The 23318-nt window shown below is 60.2% G+C and carries 18 protein-coding genes; 6 read left to right on the top strand and 12 right to left on the bottom strand.

The annotated features are described in order from the left end of the window. Nucleotides 1-196: 196 nt before the first annotated feature. From dld to G442_RS0104390, 8 genes are all read right to left on the bottom strand, one after another. Complete coding sequence (gene dld, locus G442_RS0104430; RefSeq protein ID WP_026397014.1) at nucleotides 197-1927, bottom strand: D-lactate dehydrogenase; 1731 nt, start codon at nucleotides 1925-1927, stop codon at nucleotides 197-199. Between the two features lie 283 nt (nucleotides 1928-2210). After that, nucleotides 2211-2750 (bottom strand): 6-pyruvoyl trahydropterin synthase family protein, encoded by a 540-nt coding sequence (locus G442_RS0104425; RefSeq protein ID WP_026397013.1) that lies wholly within the window; start codon nucleotides 2748-2750, stop codon nucleotides 2211-2213. Further along, the gene (queC, locus tag G442_RS0104420; RefSeq protein ID WP_084440358.1) at nucleotides 2743-3549 is read right to left on the bottom strand and encodes a 7-cyano-7-deazaguanine synthase QueC; all 807 of its coding nucleotides are present in this window, start codon (nucleotides 3547-3549) and stop codon (nucleotides 2743-2745) included. Before queC ends, G442_RS0104425 begins: the two co-directional genes overlap by 8 nt. Beyond that, nucleotides 3550-4185 carry a 7-carboxy-7-deazaguanine synthase gene (queE, locus tag G442_RS0104415; protein ID WP_026397011.1) on the bottom strand — a complete coding sequence of 212 codons (636 nt, stop codon included), beginning with the start codon at nucleotides 4183-4185 and terminating at the stop codon, nucleotides 3550-3552. 77 nt (nucleotides 4186-4262) lie between these two features. After that, complete coding sequence (locus tag G442_RS20860; protein ID WP_146882176.1) at nucleotides 4263-4640, bottom strand: hypothetical protein; 378 nt, start codon at nucleotides 4638-4640, stop codon at nucleotides 4263-4265. Nucleotides 4641-4650: 10 nt separating this feature from the next. Then, a complete protein-coding gene (locus G442_RS25710; protein ID WP_146882174.1) occupies nucleotides 4651-5721 on the bottom strand; it encodes a hypothetical protein in 1071 nt (356 codons plus the stop codon). Between the two features lie 47 nt (nucleotides 5722-5768). Further along, nucleotides 5769-6665, bottom strand: coding sequence for a DUF4123 domain-containing protein (locus G442_RS0104395; protein ID WP_026397009.1), 897 nt, complete (start codon nucleotides 6663-6665; stop codon nucleotides 5769-5771). Between the two features lie 213 nt (nucleotides 6666-6878). Next, nucleotides 6879-7232, bottom strand: a complete 354-nt coding sequence (locus G442_RS0104390; RefSeq protein ID WP_026397008.1) for a carboxymuconolactone decarboxylase family protein — start codon at nucleotides 7230-7232, stop codon at nucleotides 6879-6881. A 183-nt stretch (nucleotides 7233-7415) separates the two neighbouring features. Between G442_RS0104390 and zapE the strand changes: the two genes are divergently transcribed. The 4 genes from zapE (at nucleotide 7416) to lpdA (ending at nucleotide 15185) form a co-directional block, all read left to right on the top strand. After that, complete coding sequence (gene zapE, locus G442_RS0104385) at nucleotides 7416-8648, top strand: cell division protein ZapE (RefSeq protein WP_026397007.1); 1233 nt, start codon at nucleotides 7416-7418, stop codon at nucleotides 8646-8648. Nucleotides 8649-8970: 322 nt separating this feature from the next. Then, nucleotides 8971-11838: a 2-oxoglutarate dehydrogenase E1 component gene (locus tag G442_RS0104380; protein ID WP_026397006.1), complete on the top strand. Its 2868-nt coding sequence runs from the start codon at nucleotides 8971-8973 to the stop codon at nucleotides 11836-11838. A 203-nt stretch (nucleotides 11839-12041) separates the two neighbouring features. Continuing rightward, the gene (gene odhB, locus G442_RS0104375; protein WP_026397005.1) at nucleotides 12042-13274 is read left to right on the top strand and encodes a 2-oxoglutarate dehydrogenase complex dihydrolipoyllysine-residue succinyltransferase; all 1233 of its coding nucleotides are present in this window, start codon (nucleotides 12042-12044) and stop codon (nucleotides 13272-13274) included. A 165-nt stretch (nucleotides 13275-13439) separates the two neighbouring features. Beyond that, nucleotides 13440-15185, top strand: a complete 1746-nt coding sequence (gene lpdA / locus G442_RS0104370; protein ID WP_026397004.1) for a dihydrolipoyl dehydrogenase — start codon at nucleotides 13440-13442, stop codon at nucleotides 15183-15185. A 110-nt stretch (nucleotides 15186-15295) separates the two neighbouring features. Here lpdA and G442_RS26655 read toward each other — a convergent pair whose 3' ends face one another. Beyond that, nucleotides 15296-15523, bottom strand: coding sequence for a hypothetical protein (locus G442_RS26655; protein ID WP_169720785.1), 228 nt, complete (start codon nucleotides 15521-15523; stop codon nucleotides 15296-15298). Here G442_RS26655 and G442_RS20850 point away from each other — a divergent pair. Next, a complete protein-coding gene (locus tag G442_RS20850) occupies nucleotides 15522-16430 on the top strand; it encodes a L,D-transpeptidase family protein (RefSeq protein ID WP_084440371.1) in 909 nt (302 codons plus the stop codon). The genes G442_RS26655 and G442_RS20850 overlap by 2 nt on opposite strands. A gap of 349 nt (nucleotides 16431-16779) precedes the next feature. Beyond that, on the top strand, nucleotides 16780-19722 hold the full coding sequence (locus G442_RS0104360; protein ID WP_035376209.1) for a TonB-dependent receptor domain-containing protein: 2943 nt from the start codon (nucleotides 16780-16782) through the stop codon (nucleotides 19720-19722). 90 nt (nucleotides 19723-19812) lie between these two features. On the opposite strand, the gene G442_RS23845 is transcribed toward G442_RS0104360, so the two are convergent. The 3 genes from G442_RS23845 to G442_RS0104345 all read right to left on the bottom strand — a co-directional run bounded on the left by G442_RS23845 (nucleotide 19813) and on the right by G442_RS0104345 (nucleotide 23182). After that, nucleotides 19813-20541, bottom strand: a complete 729-nt coding sequence (locus G442_RS23845; protein ID WP_051291937.1) for a copper resistance protein B — start codon at nucleotides 20539-20541, stop codon at nucleotides 19813-19815. 326 nt (nucleotides 20542-20867) lie between these two features. Next, nucleotides 20868-22655 (bottom strand): copper resistance system multicopper oxidase, encoded by a 1788-nt coding sequence (locus tag G442_RS0104350; RefSeq protein WP_026397001.1) that lies wholly within the window; start codon nucleotides 22653-22655, stop codon nucleotides 20868-20870. A gap of 122 nt (nucleotides 22656-22777) precedes the next feature. Next, the gene (locus G442_RS0104345) at nucleotides 22778-23182 is read right to left on the bottom strand and encodes a hypothetical protein (protein ID WP_026397000.1); all 405 of its coding nucleotides are present in this window, start codon (nucleotides 23180-23182) and stop codon (nucleotides 22778-22780) included. Nucleotides 23183-23318 lie beyond the last annotated feature (136 nt).

The raw sequence follows: 23318 nt of genomic DNA, 5'->3' as shown, positions 1-23318 counted from the left end.
TCGCTGTTGCACGCCGCGTGACTCCTCTCCGGCGGCCCGCAAGAGTTATGCGCGCCTGGTCGCCACAAGCGTGGCTAACTGCGCCGCAGTCTAAACATCTGTTCTCTCGACAAAGCGTCTGTAACGTAATTCTTCGCGTCCCTTTGATGACGAAATATGTCTTGGTGAGCGCCCCGCTCAGCCTCTGAACAGACAGTTAGCCTGCGCTTTCGGCTTTCCAGTCTCGGACCTTGGTGGTCTTCCCAAGGCCGGGATTGAAGCAGTTGCAGGGATCAAGCGTCCGGTAGTGCGCGGCCAGCTCCTGCGGGGCCTCGTATAGGTGGCCGTAATTGTGTTCGGCGGGATAGCGGGCTCCACGGGCGTCGTACAGCGGAAGCATTCGGTGTTCGATCTCGACGCAGTCATGGCCTTTTCGGACGATATAGTCCTGATGCATGACGTGGCATAAAAAATGGCCGTAATAGAGCTTCGAAATAAAAAACCTGTCTATTTCTTCCGGTAACGTCTCGAACCAATTCCGATCGTTGCGCCGCAACGCTATGTCCAGCGCCACGATGTCCTCGACCGTACTTGTGTGCACGCTGCGATAGCGGATGGCGGCCCCGGCGGCGGCGAATCTGTGCAGAAACGCCTTCGACCCCTCATCCGGCGTGCACTGGAAGTAGTCCATGCCGTGCGTCGTCTTGAATGTTTGGAGGAACGCGGCAGTCTCGCCGACGAGGTCGGCTTCGACCTTCAGCATCAGATGATGCTCGAACCTGTCCCGATATTCCAGCATGCGTTGCGGCAGGTGCTGCGGAAACAGGGAGCTGCTCCATTGCAAAAGTCTGTCACTTGAATGCGCCGGCAGGCAGGGGAGTTTTTCAGCCAGCCTGTCAAAGCGGTTTTTCAACGCGAACATGGCTGGCAGGCGGCGCGTGCCGATCGCGCGGATAATAAGGAACGTATCCTTTCCGTAGACTTCCGCGATGTTGAATGCGTCGCGGTGCATATATTCGCCCGCGATCGGCAGTTTCGTGAACGATGTCAGGATGTGGCGTCGAATGTCCTCCAGCTCGCTCGCGCTGTTCGTGCCGATATAAAACACTGCGGGATTGCGGTCGGCTGGAAAAGTATCGAGCCGGACAGCAAAAAGCGCGACGCGTCCGGCGCATCCGGCGCCCTCGAACAGATGGCGTGGATCGGCGTTGAAGCGCGCGGGCGTGTCGGCGTCCACGTCGCGTACATGGTCCCGGTAGGTGTCGTCATGCCCCTTGCCCGCATCCCAGCGGATGGCGTCAGGGGGGAAGCGCCCCTGATCCGCATTGGTCAGGATTTCCTCGGGCGTGGAACCAAGGTCCACCCCCAGATGATTGACCAGACGCAGCGCCCCGTCTTCTCCAACTTGCGCGAACAGCGACATCTCGGTGAAGACCGGGCCGCGTTGGACAAGCGACCCGCCGGAGTTGTTGCTGACGCCGCCGAACACGCCGGCGCCGAGGCAGGAGGAGCCGATGACGGAATGCGGCTCGCGCCCCAGCGGCGCCAGGGTGCGCTCCAGCTGGTCCAGTGTGGCGCCGGGCAGGCATACGACCTGCCTGCCGTCGCCGATCACGGAGATCGTCTTCATGCGCATGCCGCTGATGATGACGATGTCCCGGTCGTAGCCGTCGCCGTCGGGCGTAGAGCCGCCAGTCAGGCCCGTATTGGCCGCCTGCATCAACACGATCTTGTCGGCGGCCACGCAGGCCTGCAACACGCGCCATTGCTCCAGCAGGGAACCGGGCCGCACGACCGCCAGCGCCTTGCCGTCGCCAAAACGATACCCGCGCCGATACTGCGCCGTCGCACCCGGATCGGTCAGGACGTGTTCTGCGCCGGTGATCTGCTCAAGCGTCTGGATGAACGGACGATTGGCGCTGGAAATTTTCCGGGGGCGTTTCAGCAGGGACTTCAACACGGCGGATTTCGTCTTTCTTTGTGGCGAGGCTGCCCGGCGCAACCTTTCGCTCCGACCGGCCAGAGGGCCGACGCGCGCCATCGGCTGCGCGTTGGTCATGACCTTTGATCTTTATCTAGAGTGTATCTCGTTCAGACGAAATCGTCTGCGAGGGGGAGCAGGCTCAGTCGAGGCCGTCTGAGATATGTGTGTCGGGTTGGTGTTCAGTGGACACGCTCCGGGCGCGCTAGAAATCAGCCGGTCGGACGCCAGCATTGCTGAGGCCGGGACGTCAAACGGCCGTCGCGATGTCCGAAATCGACATATCGGCCCTTCGCCACCAGCATTGCCCGGCGGGTCGTGACGCAGGCAGCATGGCGAGCGGGTCGCCGGAGAACTCCACCGTGTTGGTCGGCGTCTCCTGCAACGTGATCGCGGTGCAGCGCAGTACGCCGCCGTCCGCCACAAGCATGGCGTTGAGCTTGGCCATCATCAGGCAGGCCATAAGTTCAGTCGTCGGGTCGCCGGGCGTCACGACGATCCGCGCCGCGCGCGCGGGTTCATGGGCACGGAACCACTCCAGAAGGGGGTCATCCTCCGCCAGTTGCAACGCGTGATCGAGCCGCTCGTCGATGAATTTGTGCCATGCGCCCTTCGCTCGCTGAAACGACACGGGCATGTTGCCCTTGCCGTCCAGAGGCCCGTCATTGGTCGGTTGAAGACGAACGGTGACGAATTCGTTGTGACCATGCGGCAGGGCGCAGCTTTCGCTGGCGCCGTGGATCAGCCGGTGCCCCATCGAAAACCGGCGGGTGAAGAGCATGTCAAACATTGCCGGCGCTCTCTGCGCGCAGGGTCTGATACTGCTCCCATCCGGCGCGGCGCAGCTTGCAGGCGGGACATTCGCCGCAGCCATAGCCCCAAGGATGTAACTCCCCACGCTGCCCCAGATAGCAGCTGTGACTGTCGCGGTTGATCAGGTCCACCAGCGCCTCTCCGCCCAGACTGCGCGCCAGTTCCCAGGTCCGCGCCTTGTCGATCCACATCAACGGCGTGTGCAGCACGAAGCGCGTCTCCATGCCGAGGTTGAGCGTCGCCTGGAGGGATTTGATCGTGTCGTCGCGGCAGTCGGGATAGCCGGAGTAATCGGTTTCGCACACGCCGGTGACGATGTGGCGCAGACCGCGCCGGTAGGCGAGGGCGGCGGCGAAGGTCAGGAAGATCAGGTTTCGCCCCGGCACGAACGTGCTGGGCAGGCCGCTTTCCGACATCGTGATCTCGGTCTCGCGGGTCAGCGCCGTGTCCGACACAGCCCCAAGAGCGTCGAGGCTGAGCGTATGGTCTTCCTCCAGCCGCGCCTTCCAGACCGGATCGATCGTCCCCATACCGTCACGCAGCGCATCGCGGCAGGCGAGTTCCACGACGTGACGCTGTCCGTAGTCAAAGCCGAGCGTCTCCACCCTCTCGAACCTATCCAGCGCCCATGCGAGGCAGGTCGCCGAATCCTGACCGCCGGAAAACACGACCAGAGCGCCCTTGTTGCGGGCGGCTTCATGCGCGCCGCCTGTAGCGGCGGGCGAGGCCCCGGTCGTCCCCTTCGTGGAGGCGCCCGTTGTCGTTGCGCGCGTCATTCAGGGAATTCCGATCATCTTGTGGGTCTGCAGGGACAGACGCCAGCGCGGGTTCTCAAGGCAGTAGCGCGTCGCGGCTGCGATATTGGCGGCCTGCTGCGGGCCGTCCATCGGCTGCAACCAGAACTGCTCGAAATCGAGCTTCAGAAAATCGGCCGGGTCGAAACCGGCCTGCGGGTAGACCAGCTTCAGTTCCTGCCCGCTCTTCTGCACAAGTGTGGAGCCCGCTTTCGGGCTGACGCACAGCCAGTCGATCCCGGCGGGCGCCGTGAGCGTGCCATTGCTTTCTACCGCGATGGTGAAGCCCTCCGCGTGGACCGCGTCGATCAGCGCCTCGTCTAGTTGCAGCAGGGGCTCCCCCCCGGTGAATACGACGAAACGGCGGTCTTGCCCCGGCGCGGGCCATGCAGCGGCGATGGCTGTGGCCAGCGATGCGGCGCTCTCGAACTTCCCGCCGCCATCGCCGTCCGTGCCGATGAAATCCGTGTCGCAGAACTGGCACACGGCGGTCGCGCGGTCAGCCTCCCGCCCGGTCCAGAGATTGCACCCGGCGAAACGGCAGAACACGGCGCTGCGGCCCGTCTGGCCGCCTTCGCCCTGCAACGTGTGGAAGAGTTCTTTGACCGCGTATGTCATGCGCGGTGATGTCGGGCATGAACGACCGGAAGGCAAGGGGGTGACTTAAAGACGTGCCATTGCCGTAGGCTGCGTGTTCACCAGATGTTGAGTTCGTGATGATAACCCCCGGTGGATCGATCCGGGTAGGAGGCGGTGGTAACGATCCTGAAAGGTACGAAACTGTTGTCTTTGTAGTCTGGTATAATAGAGACTTGAGCCATGCCTTTTTCGATGGCTGCGATTAACGCGTCTACCGAGCGTTTTTTGAGAGCCTCAGCGAAAAGAGGGATATAGACGACATTTGGAGGGATGTCTTTCCCCCCCAATTCTTCGGGCAAAAGCAGAGTTTTGACTAAACTCCCGTCATCACAGGCAGCTTCAGCTTTCTCTTTTGTGTCAATGCTCTGAAAGAGTTTATGCATCACCCAACTCCAGCGTTTCTTTTTTTTAACTTGATAAATAAATTTAGTCAATGTGCTGGTTTTATTTTGAAGATTTGTGCTGAGTATACCCGGGAACATTATGGAGTTTTACATTGAATATATAATCTCTATTTGAATAAACGTCGTTTGCTTTATTTCCATCTTTTAGTTGGTAAAATGTCATTTGGATAGATGCTGGTGGAGATGCGGATGTCCCTTCTTTCACGCTGCCAGGGTAAAGAAAAGTGGTATTGGCTTTGAATACTTTCCCCGAATTTTCGTTCGCGTCGAGATGTTGCTGCTGAAGTATTTCGTAGGTGCTCATTCCGTCGTGCCGACCTTTTGCAGAAACATTTGTTGGGTTTTGAGATGTTGTGACAAAATTTCTTGGGTCGTCGCCGCTTCCGCCAAAGCGGTTGGCAAATGAATGGGCGCGAGCTTGGCCGTGAGCTTGAAGATCTTGATAAGCTCCTGGAGGGGAGAGGTGGGAGGCGGCGTGCGCTCCTTGGCGTTGAGGCCCCCCGATCAAGGTTGCTTGCGTCCCAGAGGCAGCTCCATTGGGGTGAAGTTTTTGATAAGTAACGCTACTGTCATTTCCAAGATTTTCGGTGTGGTCCATAAAGTAATTTTTTTCTGAATTTTTTGATTGCTTGCTATCCTGTATTCGTTCTTTGTATTTTTGTTCTCGACTTTTCTTATTTTTTCTTGCGACGGCATCGCAATGGGTGCATGGCTTAGTAACGTCGTGGGGTGCGAGTGTTGATGTGGCGGGCCCCATATCTGCTGGAGGTGGGTGGTCGGTGAAGGGCTTGCCTTCCGCTTTATGTTTTTCTTCCTTATCAAGAAAATCTTGATATTCTTTTGTGGGTTTATTTTGTTGATCACGTCGGGCTTTTTGTTCTGCGGCGGCGTATCCCGGTATCACATCTTTAGCTTTGCCAGGTTTGACGTTATTAGTTCCCTGTCCCTGTCCCTGTCCCTGTCCCTGTCCCTGTCCCTGTCCCTGTCCCTGTCCCTGTCCCTTTTTTCTTTTCTTTCTTTGCGATGCTCTGATTGAAGAAGCTGCTTTCGATTTTTTTCTATTTCTATATGCCTTGCTATTTTGCGATTGTTTTTTTTGAACACGTGCCATTGTGTGATTCCTTTTATAATTATAGATTTTTTTTGTTGCTTTTATTATTAAGCGAAGTCTGATAGGGAGTCTTGGGTGTTGATTTCTTCGATAAGATCAAGGAGACGGATATCAGCACCATCGTTTCCGAAATCGTAAATAAATTCTTTCACATTCTCGTCTTCATGAACCTCGCCGTCAGTCGTTACCCAAAGCCACGTGAACCATGCGAGTCCTTCCTCGCTGGAAATATTCCATAATCGCGCATAGCGTACGATGTCCGTTACGAGTGCATGCAGGGCGACGTCATCATATTTGGATGTAAGATCAGGCTCTTTTCCTCTTAACCATTGGATAATTTTTCTTTGTGAACGGTCGTTGAGTGCGAGTGCAATCATAGCCATCTGGCTTGGTTCAAAAACCAGAACGCCACGCTCCGCTATCGGCCAGTTCTCGCGCCTCCGCGCTTCCAGCACGCCCTCAGGCGCATTGACCAGAATGGATATGGCCGGTCCGAACATTCTGGCCCGCTGGGCGTCACGCATCGCAGGCAGCGTGATCGCGACAGTCGCCGGGTCGAAATGCCGAAAGACGCACATATGCGTCCGACCGTAGTCGATTTTCTCGTCGACAGGAATGCGGACCATGGTCAGGCCGCGCAGATGCCGAAAAAACGCCATTTCTTCGCAACCCGACGCGTTCCAGAACACGGATCCGGTCGCAGCCTCCGGTAACGCAAGGAATTCGTCGACACGTGTTTTAGGGATGGCGACAAGCACTGGGCTGTGGCGTTTGGCCTCTGCCTCCGTCTGTTCGATGAACAGCGATCGAAAGCGGAAGCCTGCGCTTGCCAGCAGGGCGGGCAGATCATCGAAAAAACCGCCGTCCATGGTCGCCATGATCGGCTCGACATCCCAGGCGGCAAGTCGGGTTTTCAGATCGGTCATGGTCGCTTCGTCGCTCATCGCCTCTTCACCAACGCACATGTCCTGTCGCGTGGCGCCTGAGGCTTCCAGCGAGTCAGTCTGGTGACCCTACACGTGGAGGTGCGGCTTGTGTGTCGTTAAATGAATTTTGACAATTTTTTTTGGACGATGGCGCCGCGAATATCGGTTCGGGCGCCTCCCAAAATCTGTGCTGGCCCGGAGCGGCTCTCTCGCCGCCCCGGACAAACATCGTTACTCGCCCTTCTTCACCGCGTCGAAAGCGTCGAGCACGCGCGTCGAATACACCAGCGCCGCGCCCGCGTTCAGCGCGATGGCGACGCTCAGCGCCTCCCCGATCTCGTCGCGCGTGGCGCCCGCTTTCACGGCCTCGGCGGCGTGAATGGTGATGCAGCCGTCGCAACGTGTGGTCGCCGCTACGGCGAGCGCGATCAGTTCGCGGGTCTTGGCGTCGAGGTGGTTGGTCTTCTCTCCGGCGGCGTTCAGCGCCAGCACGCTTTCGACCGTCGCGGGGGAAAGCTGCGCGTAGCCGCCGATGGCCTTGCCCAGATGTTCGCGGCGTGCGCCCCAGTCTGCCCAGTCACTCATTCTTCGTCACCCTGTGCTGTTGAGGGATTCGGGCGGCCGGAGGACTCCGTGCGAGCGTCCGGGCGTATCGAACCCGCCGGGCTATAGTCACCAGAGCGTGAGCGGCGTGTCACGACACGGTTACGGGAGGGGGAGGTTCTTGCTGAGGCGGCGACGGCTCGCTATCGGCAAAGGATGAACGCCATGAACGACACCTCTTCCGAGCGCGCATCCACACATGCGTCCGTATCCGTACCGGCGGCGCAGGGCGCGGGACCGTTTGCCCTGTATAAGGAGCGTGTCGCAGGCGGGCAGCTCAAGCCCGATCCGGATCAGGAGCGCGTAGCCCGGCGTCTTGATCGCCTGTGGAGCGAGTTGAAGGGGTATCACCCCGCCCCGGCGGCGGAGCCAGTCCGCAAAAAAGGGCTTCTTTCGGCTGTCGTCAGCCGCCTGCCCTCGCTGGGACAGAAGGTGGAGGATGTCGCCCCGCCGCGTGGCGTGTACATCGTCGGTCGCGTCGGTCGCGGCAAGACGATGCTGATGGATCTCTTCTTCTCCTGCGTCCCGGTGAAGAAGAAGCAGCGCATCCACTTCCTGAGCTTCATGCGTGAGGTTCATCAGAGGCTGAAAGAACTGAAGCAGGCCAACCCTGGCCTCTCCGACCCGATCCCGCCCCTGGCCAAGACGATCGCGGATGAAGCGACGCTGCTGTGCTTCGACGAATTCCAGATCAACGACATCGCTGACGCAATGTTGCTTGGGCGGCTGTTTCAGGCGCTGTTCAAGCTGAAGGTCATCATCGTCGCGACGTCCAACACGGTTCCGGGCGACCTGTTCCAGAATCGTCCCGGCGCGGACGCGTTCAAGCCGTTCATCGCCATTATCCGCTCGGAGCTGGATACCGCGGAACTCGACTCGCAGAATGACTATCGTCGCGGGCGGGACCAGGACGACACGACGTGGATCGTGCCAGCGGACGAGACAGCGCGTCGCAGGCTGGACAAGATCGTCGAGCGGTATGGTCAGGGGCACACGCCCGAAAAGGTGACGCTGCATTTCAACGGGCGAGACCTGCCGGTGGATCATGCGCAGGGTCCGGTTGCGCGTTTCGAATTCACATCTCTGTGTGGACGTCCTCTGGGACCGAATGATTTCCTCGCCATCGCGAAGCAGTTTCCGGTGGTCGTGGTGGAGGACATGCCGTCGCTCGGACCGGACGACTACAACGTCGCGCGGCGCTTCATCACCTTCATCGACGCCTTGTACGACAACGGCAATCTGCTGTTCGTGTCGGCTGACGAGAAACCCGACGCGCTGTTTCCGGAGGGGGAGGGATCGGACGCCTTCGCCCGGACGGCGTCGCGTCTGATGGAAATGGGCAGCGAGAGCTGGCTCACCCGCGCGCGCGACGCGCATGGTCGCCTCGCTAGAGCGTGACAGACGCCGGTCTTGTCGGTCTTCCCTGCGCGGTCTAGCAAAATTCCTGCATCGCCCGCCTTGTCGGGCGCAAACAGGTCACTGACCGGGTGATGAGGGACGGAGGCGCGCCGGATATGGGTGCAGGCTCTACTAAGCCTTGGGTATCGGGGTCTTTGGTAACGGGACGCAGCGTCGTCGGGTCTGACGCTTCCTTCCGACTCATCGGTTTTTCAACATTGCGGATCATGGTCGCCGGAGGTCGGAGTTGCAGCCGACCGTCTGACGGCGGTCATGAGCCCGAGTCCGCGGGATTGCGACTAGACATGGGAGTGTTCTGAAGATGGCGGGCGCCGATCTCCTTACCGCCGCTCTAAGCGGCAGCAACATCGCCTACGTGGCCGATCTGTACGCGCGGTGGGCTGAAAACCCCTCCAGCGTCGATCCGTCTTTCGCCAGCCTTTTCGGCTCTCTCGATGACGAAGCGGCCTCGATCCTGCAGGACGCCTCCGGCGCGTCGTGGGCTCCGCGCAAATCCATCATCACGGGCGAAGAGCCTGTGGCCGTCCCGGCTGGCAAGCCCGCGGCTGGAAAGGGCGCCGGTCTGGCTGCTTCTGACAGCCTCGCCGTTGCGCAACTGGTTCGCGCGTTCCGTGAATTCGGGCATCTGGAGGCGCAGACCGATCCGCTCGGTCTGAAGGTTCCGAAGCCCGCCGTCGAACTGGACCCGGCGACTTACGGCTTTGGTCCGGCGGATCTGGACCGTCCGGTTTATATCGGCTCCCTGCTGTCCCCGCTGCTTCCCGGACGCGACACGGCGACGGTCAAGGAAATTGTGGCGGCCCTGCGCGACGTTTATTGCGGCGCGATCGGCTCCGAATACATCTACGCCCGTAGCGAGGAGCAGCGGGAGTGGTTCCGCGCGCGCATCGAGGGTGACAACTGGCAGGCTGGCGTTACGGCGACCGAGCAGAAGGCGATCCTCAAGCACCTGACCGAAGCGGAAGGGTATGAGGCGTTTTGCGCGAAGCGTTATGTCGGCGGCAAGCGTTTCGGTCTTGAGGGCGGGGAGGTCTCGATCCCGTCCCTGCATGCGATCATCGACCAGGCGGCGCAGCAGGGCGTGAAGTCCGTGGCCATCGGCATGGCGCATCGCGGACGCCTAAACACGCTCGTGAACGTCGTCCGCAAGCCGTATGTCGCGGTCTTCAACGAATTCGCAGGTGGTTCTTTCAAGCCTGACAATGTCGCGGGCTCGGGCGACGTGAAATACCATCTCGGAACGTCGACGGACGTCGAGATCGCCGGGCGTTCGGTACATATCTCGCTGCAGCCCAACCCGTCGCATCTTGAGGCTGTCGATCCGGTCGTCTGCGGCAAGATTCGCGCGGCGCAGGACGATGACGGCGACACCGAGACGCGTCTGTCGCACATGGCTATCCAGATTCATGGCGACGCAGCGTTCGCCGGTCAGGGCGTGGTGTATGAAACGCTGTCGATGTCGCAGCTTGTCGGCTACCGCACCGGCGGTTCGGTGCATATCATCGTCAACAATCAGGTCGGTTTCACCACCAACCCGGTGAACGGGCATTCCGGCGTCTATGGCTCGGACATGGCCAAAGCCATCGAAGCGCCGGTCCTGCACATCAACGGCGACAACCCGGAAGCGGTCGTTTACGCGTCTCGTCTGGCCGCTGATTATCGCCAGAAATTCGCCAGCGACATCATCCTCGACATCGTCTGCTATCGCCGCAACGGCCATAACGAGACGGATGAGCCCGCTTTCACGCAGCCCATCATGTACAAGGCGATCGCCACGCATGAGACGCCGCACACGCTTTACGCCGCGCATCTGGTGAAAGCTGGCGTCGTGACCGAGGAAGAGGCGAAGAGCCAGTGGGACGCGTTCCACGCACGCCTCGACGCCGAATACACGGCCGCCCAGTCCTACAAGGTGAACAAGGCCGATTGGCTGGAAGGCGCGTGGTCGGATCTGCAGGCGCCGAAAGAGGGCGAATACCCGACGGTTGCGACGGGCGTCTCCAAAGACGTGCTCGCGAAAATCGGCGGTGCGATCAGCACTGCGCCGGAAGATTTCGATCTGAACGGCAAAATCGCACGTCAGCTTAAGGCCAAGGCCAAGGCGATCGAGACCGGCGAAGGCATCGACTGGGCGACGGGCGAGGCTCTTGGCTTTGGCTCTTTGCTTCTTGAAAAGCACCGCGTTCGCCTGTCGGGCGAGGACGTGCAGCGCGGCACGTTCAGCCAGCGTCATGCTACGGTCAAGGACCAGACGACGCAGGGCGATTACACCTTCCTCAATCATATCGAGGACGGTCAGGCGAAAATCGATATCTACAACTCGCACCTGTCCGAGTTCGCCGTGCTTGGCTTCGAGTATGGCTACACCATGCACAACCCGAACAATCTGGTGCTGTGGGAGGCGCAGTTCGGCGACTTCGCCAACGGCGCTCAGGTGATCGTGGACCAGTTCATCGCCTCTGGCGAGACGAAGTGGTTGCGTATGTCCGGTCTGGTGATGCTGCTGCCGCACGGTTACGAAGGGCAGGGTCCGGAGCATTCGTCCGCCCGCCTTGAACGCTATCTGCAGCTCTGCGCCGAAGATAACATGTTTGTCTGCAACATCACGACGCCGGCGAACTACTTCCATGCGCTGCGTCGTCAGTTGAAGCTGCCGTACCGCAAGCCGCTGATACTGATGGAGCCGAAGTCTCTGCTGCGTCACAAGCTGGCGGTCTCGACTTTGCCTGAGTTCGAGACAGGCACGTCGTTCAAGCCGGTCATCGGCGAGGTTGACGATCTGGCGGCGGACAAGGTCAAACGTATCGTGATCTGCTCGGGCAAGGTTTATTACGACCTGCTGCAGGAGCGGCGTGACCAGAAGCTGGACACCACGGCGATCCTGCGCCTTGAGCAGCTTTATCCGTTCCCGGAAGCGGAACTGGCCGCCGAATTCAAGAAATATCCGAAAGCCACTGATATCGTGTGGTGTCAGGAAGAAACCCGAAATGGCGGCGGTTGGCATTTTGTCGATCGTCTGATCGAAGGCGCTCTTGGCGTCGCCGGGCACAAGGTCACGCGTCCGGCCTACGTCGGCCGCGCGGCGGCGGCGAGCCCGGCGACAGGTCTGGCCAGAATTCACGCGGCGGAGCAGGCTGCGCTGGTCAAGTCGGCGCTCGGTCTGGGCTGACGTCGGGGGTTTGGAGCGGCCGCGCCCGGTGGCGTGACCGCTCAACGCGCCGTCTTGCAGGTCGCCCTTTCGTAATTTTGCGAACGGGAGGACAGGCGGCGTCGAGAGATGCTCCGGCGGTGTATGTCGCCGGTCGTAGCGTGACTGTGGCGCCTGGTTGAAGCGTCGCAGGCGCGTGGGATAAAAAGGAAGTGGGAAGCGAGATGTCTGTCGAGATCAAGGTGCCGGCACTGGGCGAGAGCGTCACCACGGCGACGGTCGGCAAGTGGCTGAAGAAGGCTGGCGAGGCGGTTGCCGCTGATGAAGCGCTCGTGGAGCTGGAGACCGACAAGGTGAGCGTCGAAGTGTCGGCGCCGCAGGCTGGCGTGCTTGGGACGCCCGCGGCGAACGAGGGCGACGAGGTCGAAGTCGGCGCTCTGCTGATCACGCTGGACCCGAGCGGCAAGGCCTCTGCGGCTCCCGCCAAGGCCGAGGCCCCGAAGGAAGCGGCCCCGAAGGCTCCCGCCCCTGTCGCAAAGGCGGCTGCGGCTCCCGCCGTGAAATCTGCTCCGGTTGACGCCGCGGCAGCCCTTCCGGCTGCGCGCAAGCTGATGGCGGAGAAGGGCGTTTCGGCCGAGCAGGTCGGCGCGGGCACGGGCAAGGATGGCCGCATCACGAAGGGCGACGTTCTGGCGTTCGTGTCGCAGCCTGCCGCCAGTGCGCCTGCGGCCGCGCCGAAGGCCCCGCGTCAGGACGATCCGCGTGAAGAGCGAGTGAAGATGACGCGCCTGCGTCGTACGATCGCACGTCGCCTGAAGGACGCGCAGAACACCGCGGCGATGCTGACGACGTTCAACGAAATCGACATGACCGCCGCCAAGGAGATGCGTGTCGAGTTCCAGGACAGCTTCGTCAAGAAATACGGCGTGAAGCTGGGCTTCATGTCGATCTTCTCGAAGGCGGTCATCGCGGCGCTGCAGGAGTTCCCGGCGATCAACGCGGAGATCGACGGCGAAGACGTCATCTACCGCAACTTCATCAACCTCGGCATCGCGGTTGGCGGCCCGAACGGTCTGGTCGTGCCGGTGCTGCGCGACGCGGAAAATCTTGGCCACGCCGAGATCGAGAAGCGCATAGCGGGCTTCGGCAAGGCGGCGCGTGAGGGTACGTTGAAGATCGACGATCTGGCCGGCGGCACGTTCTCGATCACCAATGGCGGCATCTACGGCTCGATGCTTTCGACGCCGATCCTGAATGCCCCGCAGTCCGGCATTCTGGGCATGCATAACATCGTCGACCGCCCGGTCGCGGTGAACGGCAAGGTCGAAATCCGGCCGATCATGTATGTTGCGCTGTCCTATGATCACCGCATCGTGGACGGCAAGGAAGCGGTGAGCTTCCTCGTCAGCGTGAAGAAATACGTCGAGGACCCGCGCAGCCTTCTGCTCGGCCTCTGACAATCCGTCGCGCCCCGGGCCATGTATATGACGCGGGGCGCGTGACGATTTAACGGCGTTTCGCATGGGAAACGCGGCGGCCTTCCTGCAGGGAGGCGCACAAGGGCGATTAATGTGACGGGCGACGCGCCCGGCGTTCATCGGCTTCAATCGGGACGGGAAAATATGGCTATCGAGATCAAGGTTCCGGCGCTGGGTGAAAGCGTCTCCTCTGCAACGGTCGGCAAATGGCTCAAGCAGCCGGGCGACGCTGTGGCGGTGGACGATCCGATTGTGGAGCTGGAGACCGACAAGGTGAGCGTCGAGGTTCCGGCTCCTGCGGCTGGCGTGCTTGAGAGCCACGTGGTCAAGGAAGGCGACGAGGTCGAGGTTGGCGCGGTGCTGGCGCTTCTGGCCGAAGGCGGCAAGGCGGCGGCCAAGCCCGCTGCGAAGGCTCCTGCTGCGAAGTCTGAGGAAAAAGCGGCGCCCGCTCCTGCGAAAGCTGCGGCCCCTGCGCCCGCGAAAGCGACGGAAGCTCCTGCCGAGACCGATTACGATGTCGTGGTGATCGGCGCCGGTCCGGGCGGTTATGTGTGCGCAATTCGTGCGGCGCAACTGGGCTTCAAGGTTGCGTGCGTCGAGAAGCGTGCGACCCTTGGCGGCACCTGCCTGAACGTCGGGTGCATTCCGTCGAAGGCGCTGCTGCACTCGTCCGAGAACTTTCATGCGGCTGCGCATGACTTCGCCGCTCACGGCGTGGATATCGCCAGCGTGAAGCTCAACCTTGCGCAGATGCAGAAGCGCAAGGCCGGGATCGTCGAAGCCAACGTGAAGGGCGTCGAGTACCTGTTCAAGAAGAACGGGATCACCTGGCTGAAGGGCGAGGGCAAGGTTCAGGGAACCGGCCGTCTGACGGTTGCGGGCAAACCGGTCACGGCGAAGCACATCGTCATTGCCGCGGGCAGTGACAGCGCCGGCCTGAAAGGTGTCGACGTCGATGAGAAGGTGATCGTCACGTCCACTGGCGCGCTTGAGCTTTCGGCTGTGCCGAAGCGTCTGGTCGTGATTGGCGGCGGCGTCATCGGTCTGGAGCTGGGCAGCGTGTGGCAGCGTCTGGGCGCGGAAGTGACGGTCGTCGAATTCCTCGACCGTCTGGTTCCAGGCACGGATAACGAGGTCGAGGCCGCGTTCCGCAAGATCCTGACCAAGCAGGGTCTGAAGATGAAACTCGGTCATAAGGTGACGAAGGCCGAGAAGACCGCGAAGGGCGTGACCCTGACGGTCGAGGCCTCCAAGGGCGGCGATGCGCAGACGCTGGAGGCGGACGTCGTTCTGCTCGCTATCGGGCGTACCGCGGCCAGCAAGAACCTCGGTCTGGAAGAAGCCGGGATCGCGGTGGACAACCGTGGGCGGGTCGAGGTGGATGAGCACTTCGCCACCAACGTTCCGGGCGTGTACGCCATCGGCGACGTCATCAAGGGACCGATGCTGGCGCACAAGGCGGAGGAGGAGGGCGTGGCCCTCGCCGAAATCCTCGCCGGGCAAGCGGGGCATGTGAATTATGACGCCATTCCGGGCGTCGTCTACACATGGCCGGAACTGGCCACGGTGGGCTTCACCGAGGAGCAGCTCAAGGAAAAGGGCGTCTCCTACAAGGTCGGCAAGTTCCCCTTTATGGCTAATGGCCGTGCGCGCGCTTTGGGAACGACGGACGGGTTCGTGAAAGTCATCGCCGATGCGACGACTGACCGGGTGCTCGGCGTCCATATCCTCGGCCCGGGCGCGGGAGAACTGATCGCCGAATGCACCATGGCGATTGAGTTCGGGGCGTCTTCCGAAGATATCGGCCGTGTTTGCCATGCGCATCCGACGCTGAGCGAGGCGGTCAAGGAAGCCGCGCTTGGCGTCAACGGCATGTCTCTGAATATCTAACGCCCACAAGAGAGAGGCGCGGCAGGGGCGAGCCCCCTGTCGCCTGCAGCGCGTGACCGGCAATGCTGGTCGCGCGTTTTTTTGTATTTGGCGTTGCCTGTGGCGCGTCGTTAAAGCGTGAGCGTGGCGCAACGCTCGTCAATATCTGTTCGCTTTTGATAAAAAAGCGATTTTCTGGCTATTGTCCTCGCAGTGACATAAGCTTTACTGGCCTTGGGCGTATCGGGGGGATTTGCGTTGAAGCGCAGCGTAAAAGGATGGCCGAAGACGGGTACAGCGCCATCGATGGGCTCCGTGCTGATCGCGACATCCGTTGCGGCTGCGCTTCTGGTGTCCATGTCTGCAGTTGCTGCGCAACCTGCGTCTGGAGGTCTGGAGCAACCCGCCGCGCCAACCGTAGGCGCATCAGGTGTGAGCCCGTCGACGGCGGTGACTCCGACGCCCACGACGCCGTCTGACCCGGTTCTAAATCCCACGCCCTCCGTCGAAATTCCTCCGCTGCCCGCGCTTGATGATGCTGCCGCCCGGCAAGAGGCGGGCAAATTGCAGGCGGCGCTGAAGCGTGAAGTGCCGAATTTGCAATCCTTCACCATCCAACAGCGCGCCCACTGGGTGGCCGCCGCCAGGAATGGCGTCGAGCAGGGGGGGTATCGAATCACGCGCGCGCAGGTTTTGGTCGTGGTGGACCGCAATCCGGCCGTGCAAAGGCTTGCTCTGGTGCTCGCATTGCCGGATTCTGACGACTGGGAGGTGATTGGCGGCGTCAAGGTTTCGACCGGGACCAAGGGACGCAAATACTACTACATCACGCCGACAGGCGTGTTCGACAACACAACCGACCGGCTGGGTTATCGCGCAGAAGGCACCAAGAACGAGAACGGAATTCGTGGCATCGGCGCAAAAGGAATGCGGGTCTGGGATTTCGGTTGGCGGAACGCGGTCAAGGGCTGGCGAACCGATGGCGAGACCGGCGACATCCGTTTGGAGATGCATGCTACGGATCCCGACTTCCTTGAGCGACGGCTTGGCCACACTGGTTCAGAGGGATGCGTGCGCGTTCCCGCGGCGTTCAATGTGTTTCTCGACAGGCACGGGTTGCTGGACGTCCAATACGAACAGGCCGCGAGCTATGACGGCAGGTTCCGTGCGTTGTTGAGAAAAGACCGCACGCCGTCTCCGATCGCGGGAGAGGTTATGCTGGTGTTTGATTCTGGGGACAGCGTCGCGCCTGCGAGCCGATCATAACGTGACGTGAACGGGTTGATCGCCCGTTCGGCTGGGCGAAGCAGGCGGTGGCATACAACCTGCCGCTTCGCACACAAAACTCAAAGAGCTTCTTGGGGTGGTGTGGATTTGGCAAAGATATTTTGAGTCCAAATCATCATGTTTCGATTCTGCTATGTTACAAATATAAGATAAATAAACGATACAAGAAATTACATTCTGGCGTTTATTGGTAATAATCATATTAATTTAGTGTTAATTTCGCAACAGGCTGTGGCAATTGGGAAGCGAATTTTGAATTCGCCGTGGACACACGAGTTCAACAAAAACATGTTGCGCTTAGTGATGAACCCGATACATGGCGAAAAATATGACACACCAAAGAAAAGCTATATTTTTATGTTTTTCTTTTCTGGCGACGGGAAGTTTTTGTGTGCAAACCAAAATCGCCGCCGCCGCATCGTCAACCCAGACACAATCTGGAAAGTCACATAGGAGTATAAAGAAAAGGGACAATTCTGCGCCTGCATCAAAAATACAAAGTGCTCCTGCGAAGATAAACGCCCCTGCGTCGCACCAGTATTCTCAGGTCAGAGCGGGAGCCGTTGCGCCCACCGTATTGCCGTCGATTGAAAGCAATACCAACGAAAGCGTCGTTGTTACCGGTTCCGCTTTGAGCACATCGGCAAATCACAACGCAAACCCTGTCCAGATCGTGACTGCCAAGCAGATCAATGCGACTGGCATGACGAATCTTGGCGACTTCCTGCAGCGCCTGCCATCGATCGGATCTTCGGGAACGACCAACTCGCAGACTAACGGTGGGGGAGGAGCATCATGCACCGACATCCGTAATCTGGGCCAAAGCCGTGTGCTGGTGTTGATCGATGGAAAGCGCACGTCTCTGAATGGCGCGTCGGCCTGCGTCGACCTGAACACCATTCCTGTTCAGCAAATCGCCAGTATCGAAATCCTGAAAGACGGCGGCTCTGAACTTTACGGCGCAGACGCTGTCTCCGGCGTTATCAATATCAAGCTTCGTCACGACCTGACGACGGGCAATATTACCATCAAAGGCGGCGTCACCGGGCAAGGCGATAACCTTACGGGTCAGATTTCCGGCTACAAAGGCTGGAACTTCGATCACGACAAGGGCAACATAACGGTCTTCGGGTCTTATATGAGTCAGGGCGGCGTCTTGCAGCGTAATCGCTCATGGGCCGCAAACGCGCAGACCAACAACCCGACATCGTCTTCAGGCGTGCTGCATGGTTCAAGCATAACGGGAGATGGCCTGTTTTACGGCAACAATACCGGCAACGCATACTCCGGCAACGGCTCTAGTGGCGTGACCGATTATAACGGCCAGCGTTATCAGTACGGGCAGGCGCAGTCTCTGGAAAACGCCCTGCAAAATTCGACGATGTCTGTCGATGCGCATTATGCCGTGAATCGTCATTTCGACTTCTATATGAATTCTCGTTATTCTCATAAGACGTCGAACTACTACATGGCGCCGGAGCCTATTGCAGGCAGCCCGACGACAATCCTCCTGCCCGCCAATTATCCGGGCAACACGACCGGTGAGCCGTTGCAGGTCTATAAACGGATGATGGAGTGGGGGAATCGTCGCTTCGAAACGGCGCTTGATACCTGGACAAGTATGGCTGGTCTCAAAGGCGATATCGTCGGGGACTGGAAGTACGATGTTTCTTACACGTACGGAATGAGCCGTGAGACGGACCAGACGGAGGGCGCCGGCAACTACCTGAAGCTGCTTCAGGAGTGGGGACTTGAACCCAGTAATCCTGGGAATCTTCAGGACCCGAATACGACGTTCACATATAATCCAAACAGTTGCGCCGGTAGCGCCGGCTGCCAGCAGTCAAGCGCATTCTCCACGCTGTCCCAGCAGGGAGCCGCGTATTCCAATTACACGACCATCAACCACTCTCTCTACCAGCTTCGTGACCTGAACCTGCGCATCAACAACAACCATGTCGCGAAAATGCCGTGGAAAAACGGCGGTTCGTTCGGCCTTGCCATGGGCATGGAACACCGTGGAGAGTCCCTGAACTATACCCCTGATCCGAACGTAGTTTCCGGCAATACATTGACCAACACGCAGGGCATTACGTCGGGCGGGTTCAATGTGACGGAAGGGTACCTTGAAGGTCGCCTTGAACTGCTGCGCAACGCGTTCCTGGCGCGTGATCTGACGATCGACGCGCAGGGCCGTTACTCGTCCTACAGCACATTCGGCAGCACCAAAAACTGGAAAGCGTCGATCAACTGGGCGCCGACTCAGGACGTTAGTTTTCGCGCAACTTTGGGAACATCTTTCCGTCAGCCGAATGTGTATGAAATGTACGGCGGTCAGGCCCTCAGCTATGAAACCGCGACGGATCCCTGCGCGCAGGTTTCATCCTATGGCACACTTTCCAACGCAGTGCAGGCGAGTTGCGCCAAACGCGGTATCAACACCGCGACGTTTACGCAGGCTGGCAGCGGACAGGTCGCCACGACAACGGGTGGCAACACCAAGCTGCGGCCGGAAACCGGTCGTACCTACACGTTCGGAGCGGTCCTGACCCCCCGTTGGATCAAGGGTTTCTCCACCTCGGTCGAATTCTGGCACTACACGCTGCAGCACATGATCGGAAGTCTTGGAACGCAGTACATCCTGGACTCGTGCTATACCGGCGCCGATTCAGGCCAGTGTTCGTATATTACACGTAATTCCGGTGGTCAGCTCACAAACGTCAACGCCATTGACGAAAACCTGGGGAACATGATCACCAGCGGCATTGACTGGGACCTGAGCTATCACCTTATGGTCACCACGCGTGATGTGTTTTCCATCGAAAATAACTTCCAGCGCCTGCTGTCATACAAGCAGCAGAATACGGCTGGCGGCCCGTGGTATAACTACATGGGCTCTTTGCTGTATCAAAATACGGCTGGTGAGACGTCAGGCGTGCCCATCACGCGTGATTACCTGACATTGTCCTGGCAGCATGGACCATTGTCCGTGAGCTATATGGTCAATTACATCAGTGGCATGCGCTGGAACAACGGCACCGCCAATCTGCAGCCTGTTGGGACACAGCGCATCAAAACACCCGGCATGTATCTGCAGGATCTGAGCATGACGTATAATTTCCACAGATGGGCGTTTACAGGCGGCATTCAGAACATCGCCAACAAGAAGCCCCCGTTTGTGGCCAGCGCGACTGACAACAGCGACGGCGGCATGTATGGCAGTTATTACAACGGCCGTTACTTCTTCTTGCAAGCTGGCATGAACTTCTGAGGTCAGTTGCCCCTGTCCGCAATTAATTGCGGACAGGGGAATTTTAAAGAATTTCGAATAATAATTTTAAATGCTCGTATTTATTTCTCGTCAAAACCACGTGCGGATACCGAATGTGAAGTTCATATTGTGAACTGTGGTGTTTCCCGAACGCGCCATTGCTGCAGCCTGTCCAAAAACACCGGAATAGGTCATGCCGATATAGGGCGCGAACTTTCTGCGCCATTCGTAGCGCAGGCGTAGCCCGGCATCGATGTCCGACAGACCGGTTCCAACGCCTCGCGCGCGATCTGACTCACTGTAGAAATTCAGTTCCGCCTGAGGTTGCAGGATCAGACGGTTGGTCAGCAGGATATCGTAGGACCCCTGAAGCCGGGCGGCTGCGCCGCGATCACTGAAATAGGCTGTCGCCTCCAGATCGAAGAAATAGAGAGCCAACCCTTGCACGCCGACTGCGCCCCAGGCGCGCGCGGGGCCGCTGTCGATATCGACGCGAACGCCAGTCTGCAGGTCGAAGTACCGGGAAATCGCATGATTGTAGAGCGCCTCATGATCGCCATCGCCGAAGCGTCCGCTCGTCCCGACCGTTCCTTCGGATTTTAGCCAGAGCTTATCGTAATCGCTGCCGTACCAGGATTGCGCGTCATAACGGAACTCTCCACCGCGGCCGCTGTAACGGGCTTCGAATTCATCAAGCAGGCCATGGAAATATCGGCTCTGATCCATGACCGGCATGACGCCGTTGATGTAATGGACCGGTGCATCGCCAGGCCTTGCAGAGCCGACCTGACCAGGCGATCGCACGCTCATGCCGCTCATGCCGCTCATGCCGCTCATGCCGCTCATGCCGCTCATGCCGCTCATGCCGCTCATGCCGATAAGGCGCGGGGTCGCGCCGTCCTGCGCCGTGTTCGGAGCCGGTGGGGAGCGCATCAACTGTGTTTGCGTTTTCTTGCCAGTCGCAGATGCCTTCGTTTGCTTCTCGGCGCCGGGTTTTGGCACGTGTACAATGCTTCGGGTGGGCATCGTCATGCCCGGCATGTCCATCCCTTGCATCGCGTCGTTTGGTTCGGTGGCGTGGCCGATGGGCGCGGGGCTTATGGCCAGCGTCATGAGGGCGGCGAGCGACGTCGTGCGACGGCGGCTCACGACACAACCACCGTACGAAACATGCCCGTGTCCATATGGTACAACAGGTGGCAGTGATAGGCCCACAGGCCCGGCGTATCGGCGGAGACCAGATAACTAAGACGCTCGCCCGGCTTTACGGTGATCGTGTGCTTGTATGGGCGGAATGCGTCGTGGCCGTTTTCCAACTCGCTCCATAGCCCATGCAGGTGGATTGGATGCTCCATCATCGTGTCGTTGATAAGGATGAAGCGGACGCGTTCGCCGAGGGCGAGACGTATAGGTTCCGCTTCTGAAAACTTCTTGCCGTTGAAGCCCCAGATGAAGCGCTCCATGTTGCCCGTCAGATGGAGAGTGATCTCTCGAGAGGGCGGGCGCGGGTCCGTGCCTGGGCGTGTCGCGCGGAGGTCTGTGTAGGTAAGGACGCGCCGTCCGTTATTTTCCAGACCGTCTCCCGGTTCCGCCAGGCGGTTCATCGGTTCCGCAGCGACGCTTTGAACCTCGACGCCGGTTTTGAGGTCGGCGGGCGCCGTCATTGCTGGCGCGCCGTTCCCTTTTTCATGAGCCGAAGGCATGGCCATGCCCGGCATATTCATCCCCGCGGCCTCATGCTTGTCATTCGCGCCGCCCATGTTCATTCCGGCCATGCCCATATCCGCCATCGTGCGCAGGGGGCGGGGGTCCATTGGCGGAATGGGGCCTGTCAGGCCGAATTGCGTCGCGAGCACGCCGCGTGCGTAGCCGGTGCGATCCTCTGACTGCACGAAGATCGTGTGAGGCCCTTCGCTCTGCGGCTGCACGATCACGTCGTATGTTTCCGCCGGGCCGATGCGGAATTCATCCACCGGCACAGGTTCGACGTCGTTGCCGTCGGCGGCCACCACGGTCATCGACAAACCCGGAATCCGCACGTCGAACAGTGTCATGGACGCGGCGTTGATGAACCGCAGGCGGATGCGCTCTCCGGGGCGAAACAGCCCGGTCCAGCCAATATCCGGCGGTTGCCCGTTCAGCAGGTAAGTGTAGATCACGCCGGAGACGTCAGAGATATCGGTCGGAGCCATGTTCATGGCGCCCCAGCGCAGGCGGTCACGCACCGCCCTTCCCAATCCGTCGCGTCGGGCGTCGCGCGCGAAGGTTCCGACGGTGCGCTGGCGGAAATTGTAATAGTCGCTGTTGAACTTGAGGTTGGAGACGATGTCTCGCGCGGCGACGTCGGTCCAGTCGGACAGGACCATGACGTAATCGCGTTCTGTCTGGTGGACGGGGCCGGCGGCGGGGTCGATGACCAGAGCGCCGTAGAGCGCGCCCTGCTCCTGCCCGCCGGAGTGGCTGTGATACCAGTATGTCCCGCTCTGGCGGACCGGGAAGCGGTACGTGAACGTCTCGCCCGGCGCGATGCCTGCGAAGCTGAGGCCGGGCACGCCGTCCATATCCGCCGGAAGCCGCAATCCGTGCCAGTGGATCGAGGTCGCCTCGTCCAGACGGTTCGTCACGTCGATCCGTACAGTGTCCCCTTCGCGCCAGCGCATGGCGGGGGCAGGGGCGAGACCGTTCACCCCGGCGGCGTCGAGGTGTGCGCCATGGACGGTCATAGGCACGGTTTCGACCGTCAGGCTGAACGACGACGAGGCCAAAGGCGGGGGCTGCGGCGTCTTTGGAATGACAACGTCGCGGGCAGACCATGCGTCGGCGAGGGCTGGCGACGCCTGAAGGAGGCGCGGCGCGGCGCAGGCGAGGGCGGCGCCGGTTACGAAACGTCGACGCGGCAGCGCGCGCGGCGATCGCGATATGGTACGGAGCATGAGGGAAATCCGCGAAAGGTTCGGTCGCGCCAGCAGCGTTCAGGGCGTTGGACGGCTATCCGGATCTATCAGTCCAGGCGGCTTCATCGGCGCTGGCGAAGGGAAACGCGGCTCAGGCCGCGTCAGACCGGGATTCTGGGCGGAGGCAGGTCGGGCGCGCCAGTCAGGCCGGGCGCGCCGGGGGGGAGATGCGCCGTATACACGACGGGATGCTGCGCGAATGTCAGGACCAGACGCGGTGGCGCGGCGGCGAGAGGAATGGCGACGCTCGACGTGCAACACGCGCCCGGATTGTGCGGGTGGTCTCCCGTAGGCATTTGCGTCGACGGCCCGGTCATCTGCATGGCCTTCGTCGCTTTGTGACATGGCGCGTCCGAGCAGGCCGCCATGCCGTGACCGGTCGAGGTCATTGCATCGCATGACGTTGCGGATGCGGAGCCTGCGAACAGGGGCGCGATCACCAGCGCCGCTACGATCAGCAGCGCGGCGAGAAGGCGTCCAACTTGCTCCGGGCGACGCTTGGTCACACCCAACCTCTTTCACACGTAGCCCCGGCGCTCATCGTCGGAACGTCTTTCTGACTTTACCGAAGTCGGACGGTTGCGGGCAAGGTCGGACATGATCGTCCATCCGCGGTTATGGGACGGCGCCGCCCGTTTATCG

The sequence above is a fragment of the Acetobacter nitrogenifigens DSM 23921 = NBRC 105050 genome, from assembly GCF_000429165.1.
Classification (GTDB): Bacteria; Pseudomonadota; Alphaproteobacteria; order Acetobacterales; family Acetobacteraceae; genus Acetobacter; species Acetobacter nitrogenifigens.
Note: the sequence above shows the minus strand (reverse complement) of the source record. Positions and strands in the feature narration are given on the sequence as shown.

What these genes read in the sequence shown, in the direction of transcription:
- G442_RS0104425 (WP_026397013.1), bottom strand. Translation starts at nt 2,750, where the DNA reads ATGTTTGACATGCTCTTCACCCGCCGGTTTTCGATGGGGCACCGGCTG.
- queC (WP_084440358.1), bottom strand. Translation starts at nt 3,549, where the DNA reads ATGACGCGCGCAACGACAACGGGCGCCTCCACGAAGGGGACGACCGGG.
- queE (WP_026397011.1), bottom strand. Translation starts at nt 4,185, where the DNA reads ATGACATACGCGGTCAAAGAACTCTTCCACACGTTGCAGGGCGAAGGC.
- G442_RS25710 (WP_146882174.1), bottom strand. Translation starts at nt 5,721, where the DNA reads ATGGCACGTGTTCAAAAAAAACAATCGCAAAATAGCAAGGCATATAGA.
- G442_RS0104395 (WP_026397009.1), bottom strand. Translation starts at nt 6,665, where the DNA reads ATGAGCGACGAAGCGACCATGACCGATCTGAAAACCCGACTTGCCGCC.
- G442_RS0104390 (WP_026397008.1), bottom strand. Translation starts at nt 7,232, where the DNA reads ATGAGTGACTGGGCAGACTGGGGCGCACGCCGCGAACATCTGGGCAAG.
- zapE (WP_026397007.1), top strand. Translation starts at nt 7,416, where the DNA reads ATGAACGACACCTCTTCCGAGCGCGCATCCACACATGCGTCCGTATCC.
- G442_RS0104380 (WP_026397006.1), top strand. Translation starts at nt 8,971, where the DNA reads ATGGCGGGCGCCGATCTCCTTACCGCCGCTCTAAGCGGCAGCAACATC.
- odhB (WP_026397005.1), top strand. Translation starts at nt 12,042, where the DNA reads ATGTCTGTCGAGATCAAGGTGCCGGCACTGGGCGAGAGCGTCACCACG.
- lpdA (WP_026397004.1), top strand. Translation starts at nt 13,440, where the DNA reads ATGGCTATCGAGATCAAGGTTCCGGCGCTGGGTGAAAGCGTCTCCTCT.
- G442_RS20850 (WP_084440371.1), top strand. Translation starts at nt 15,522, where the DNA reads ATGTCTGCAGTTGCTGCGCAACCTGCGTCTGGAGGTCTGGAGCAACCC.
- G442_RS26655 (WP_169720785.1), bottom strand. Translation starts at nt 15,523, where the DNA reads ATGGACACCAGAAGCGCAGCCGCAACGGATGTCGCGATCAGCACGGAG.
- G442_RS0104360 (WP_035376209.1), top strand. Translation starts at nt 16,780, where the DNA reads ATGACACACCAAAGAAAAGCTATATTTTTATGTTTTTCTTTTCTGGCG.
- G442_RS23845 (WP_051291937.1), bottom strand. Translation starts at nt 20,541, where the DNA reads ATGAGCGGCATGAGCGTGCGATCGCCTGGTCAGGTCGGCTCTGCAAGG.
- G442_RS0104350 (WP_026397001.1), bottom strand. Translation starts at nt 22,655, where the DNA reads ATGCTCCGTACCATATCGCGATCGCCGCGCGCGCTGCCGCGTCGACGT.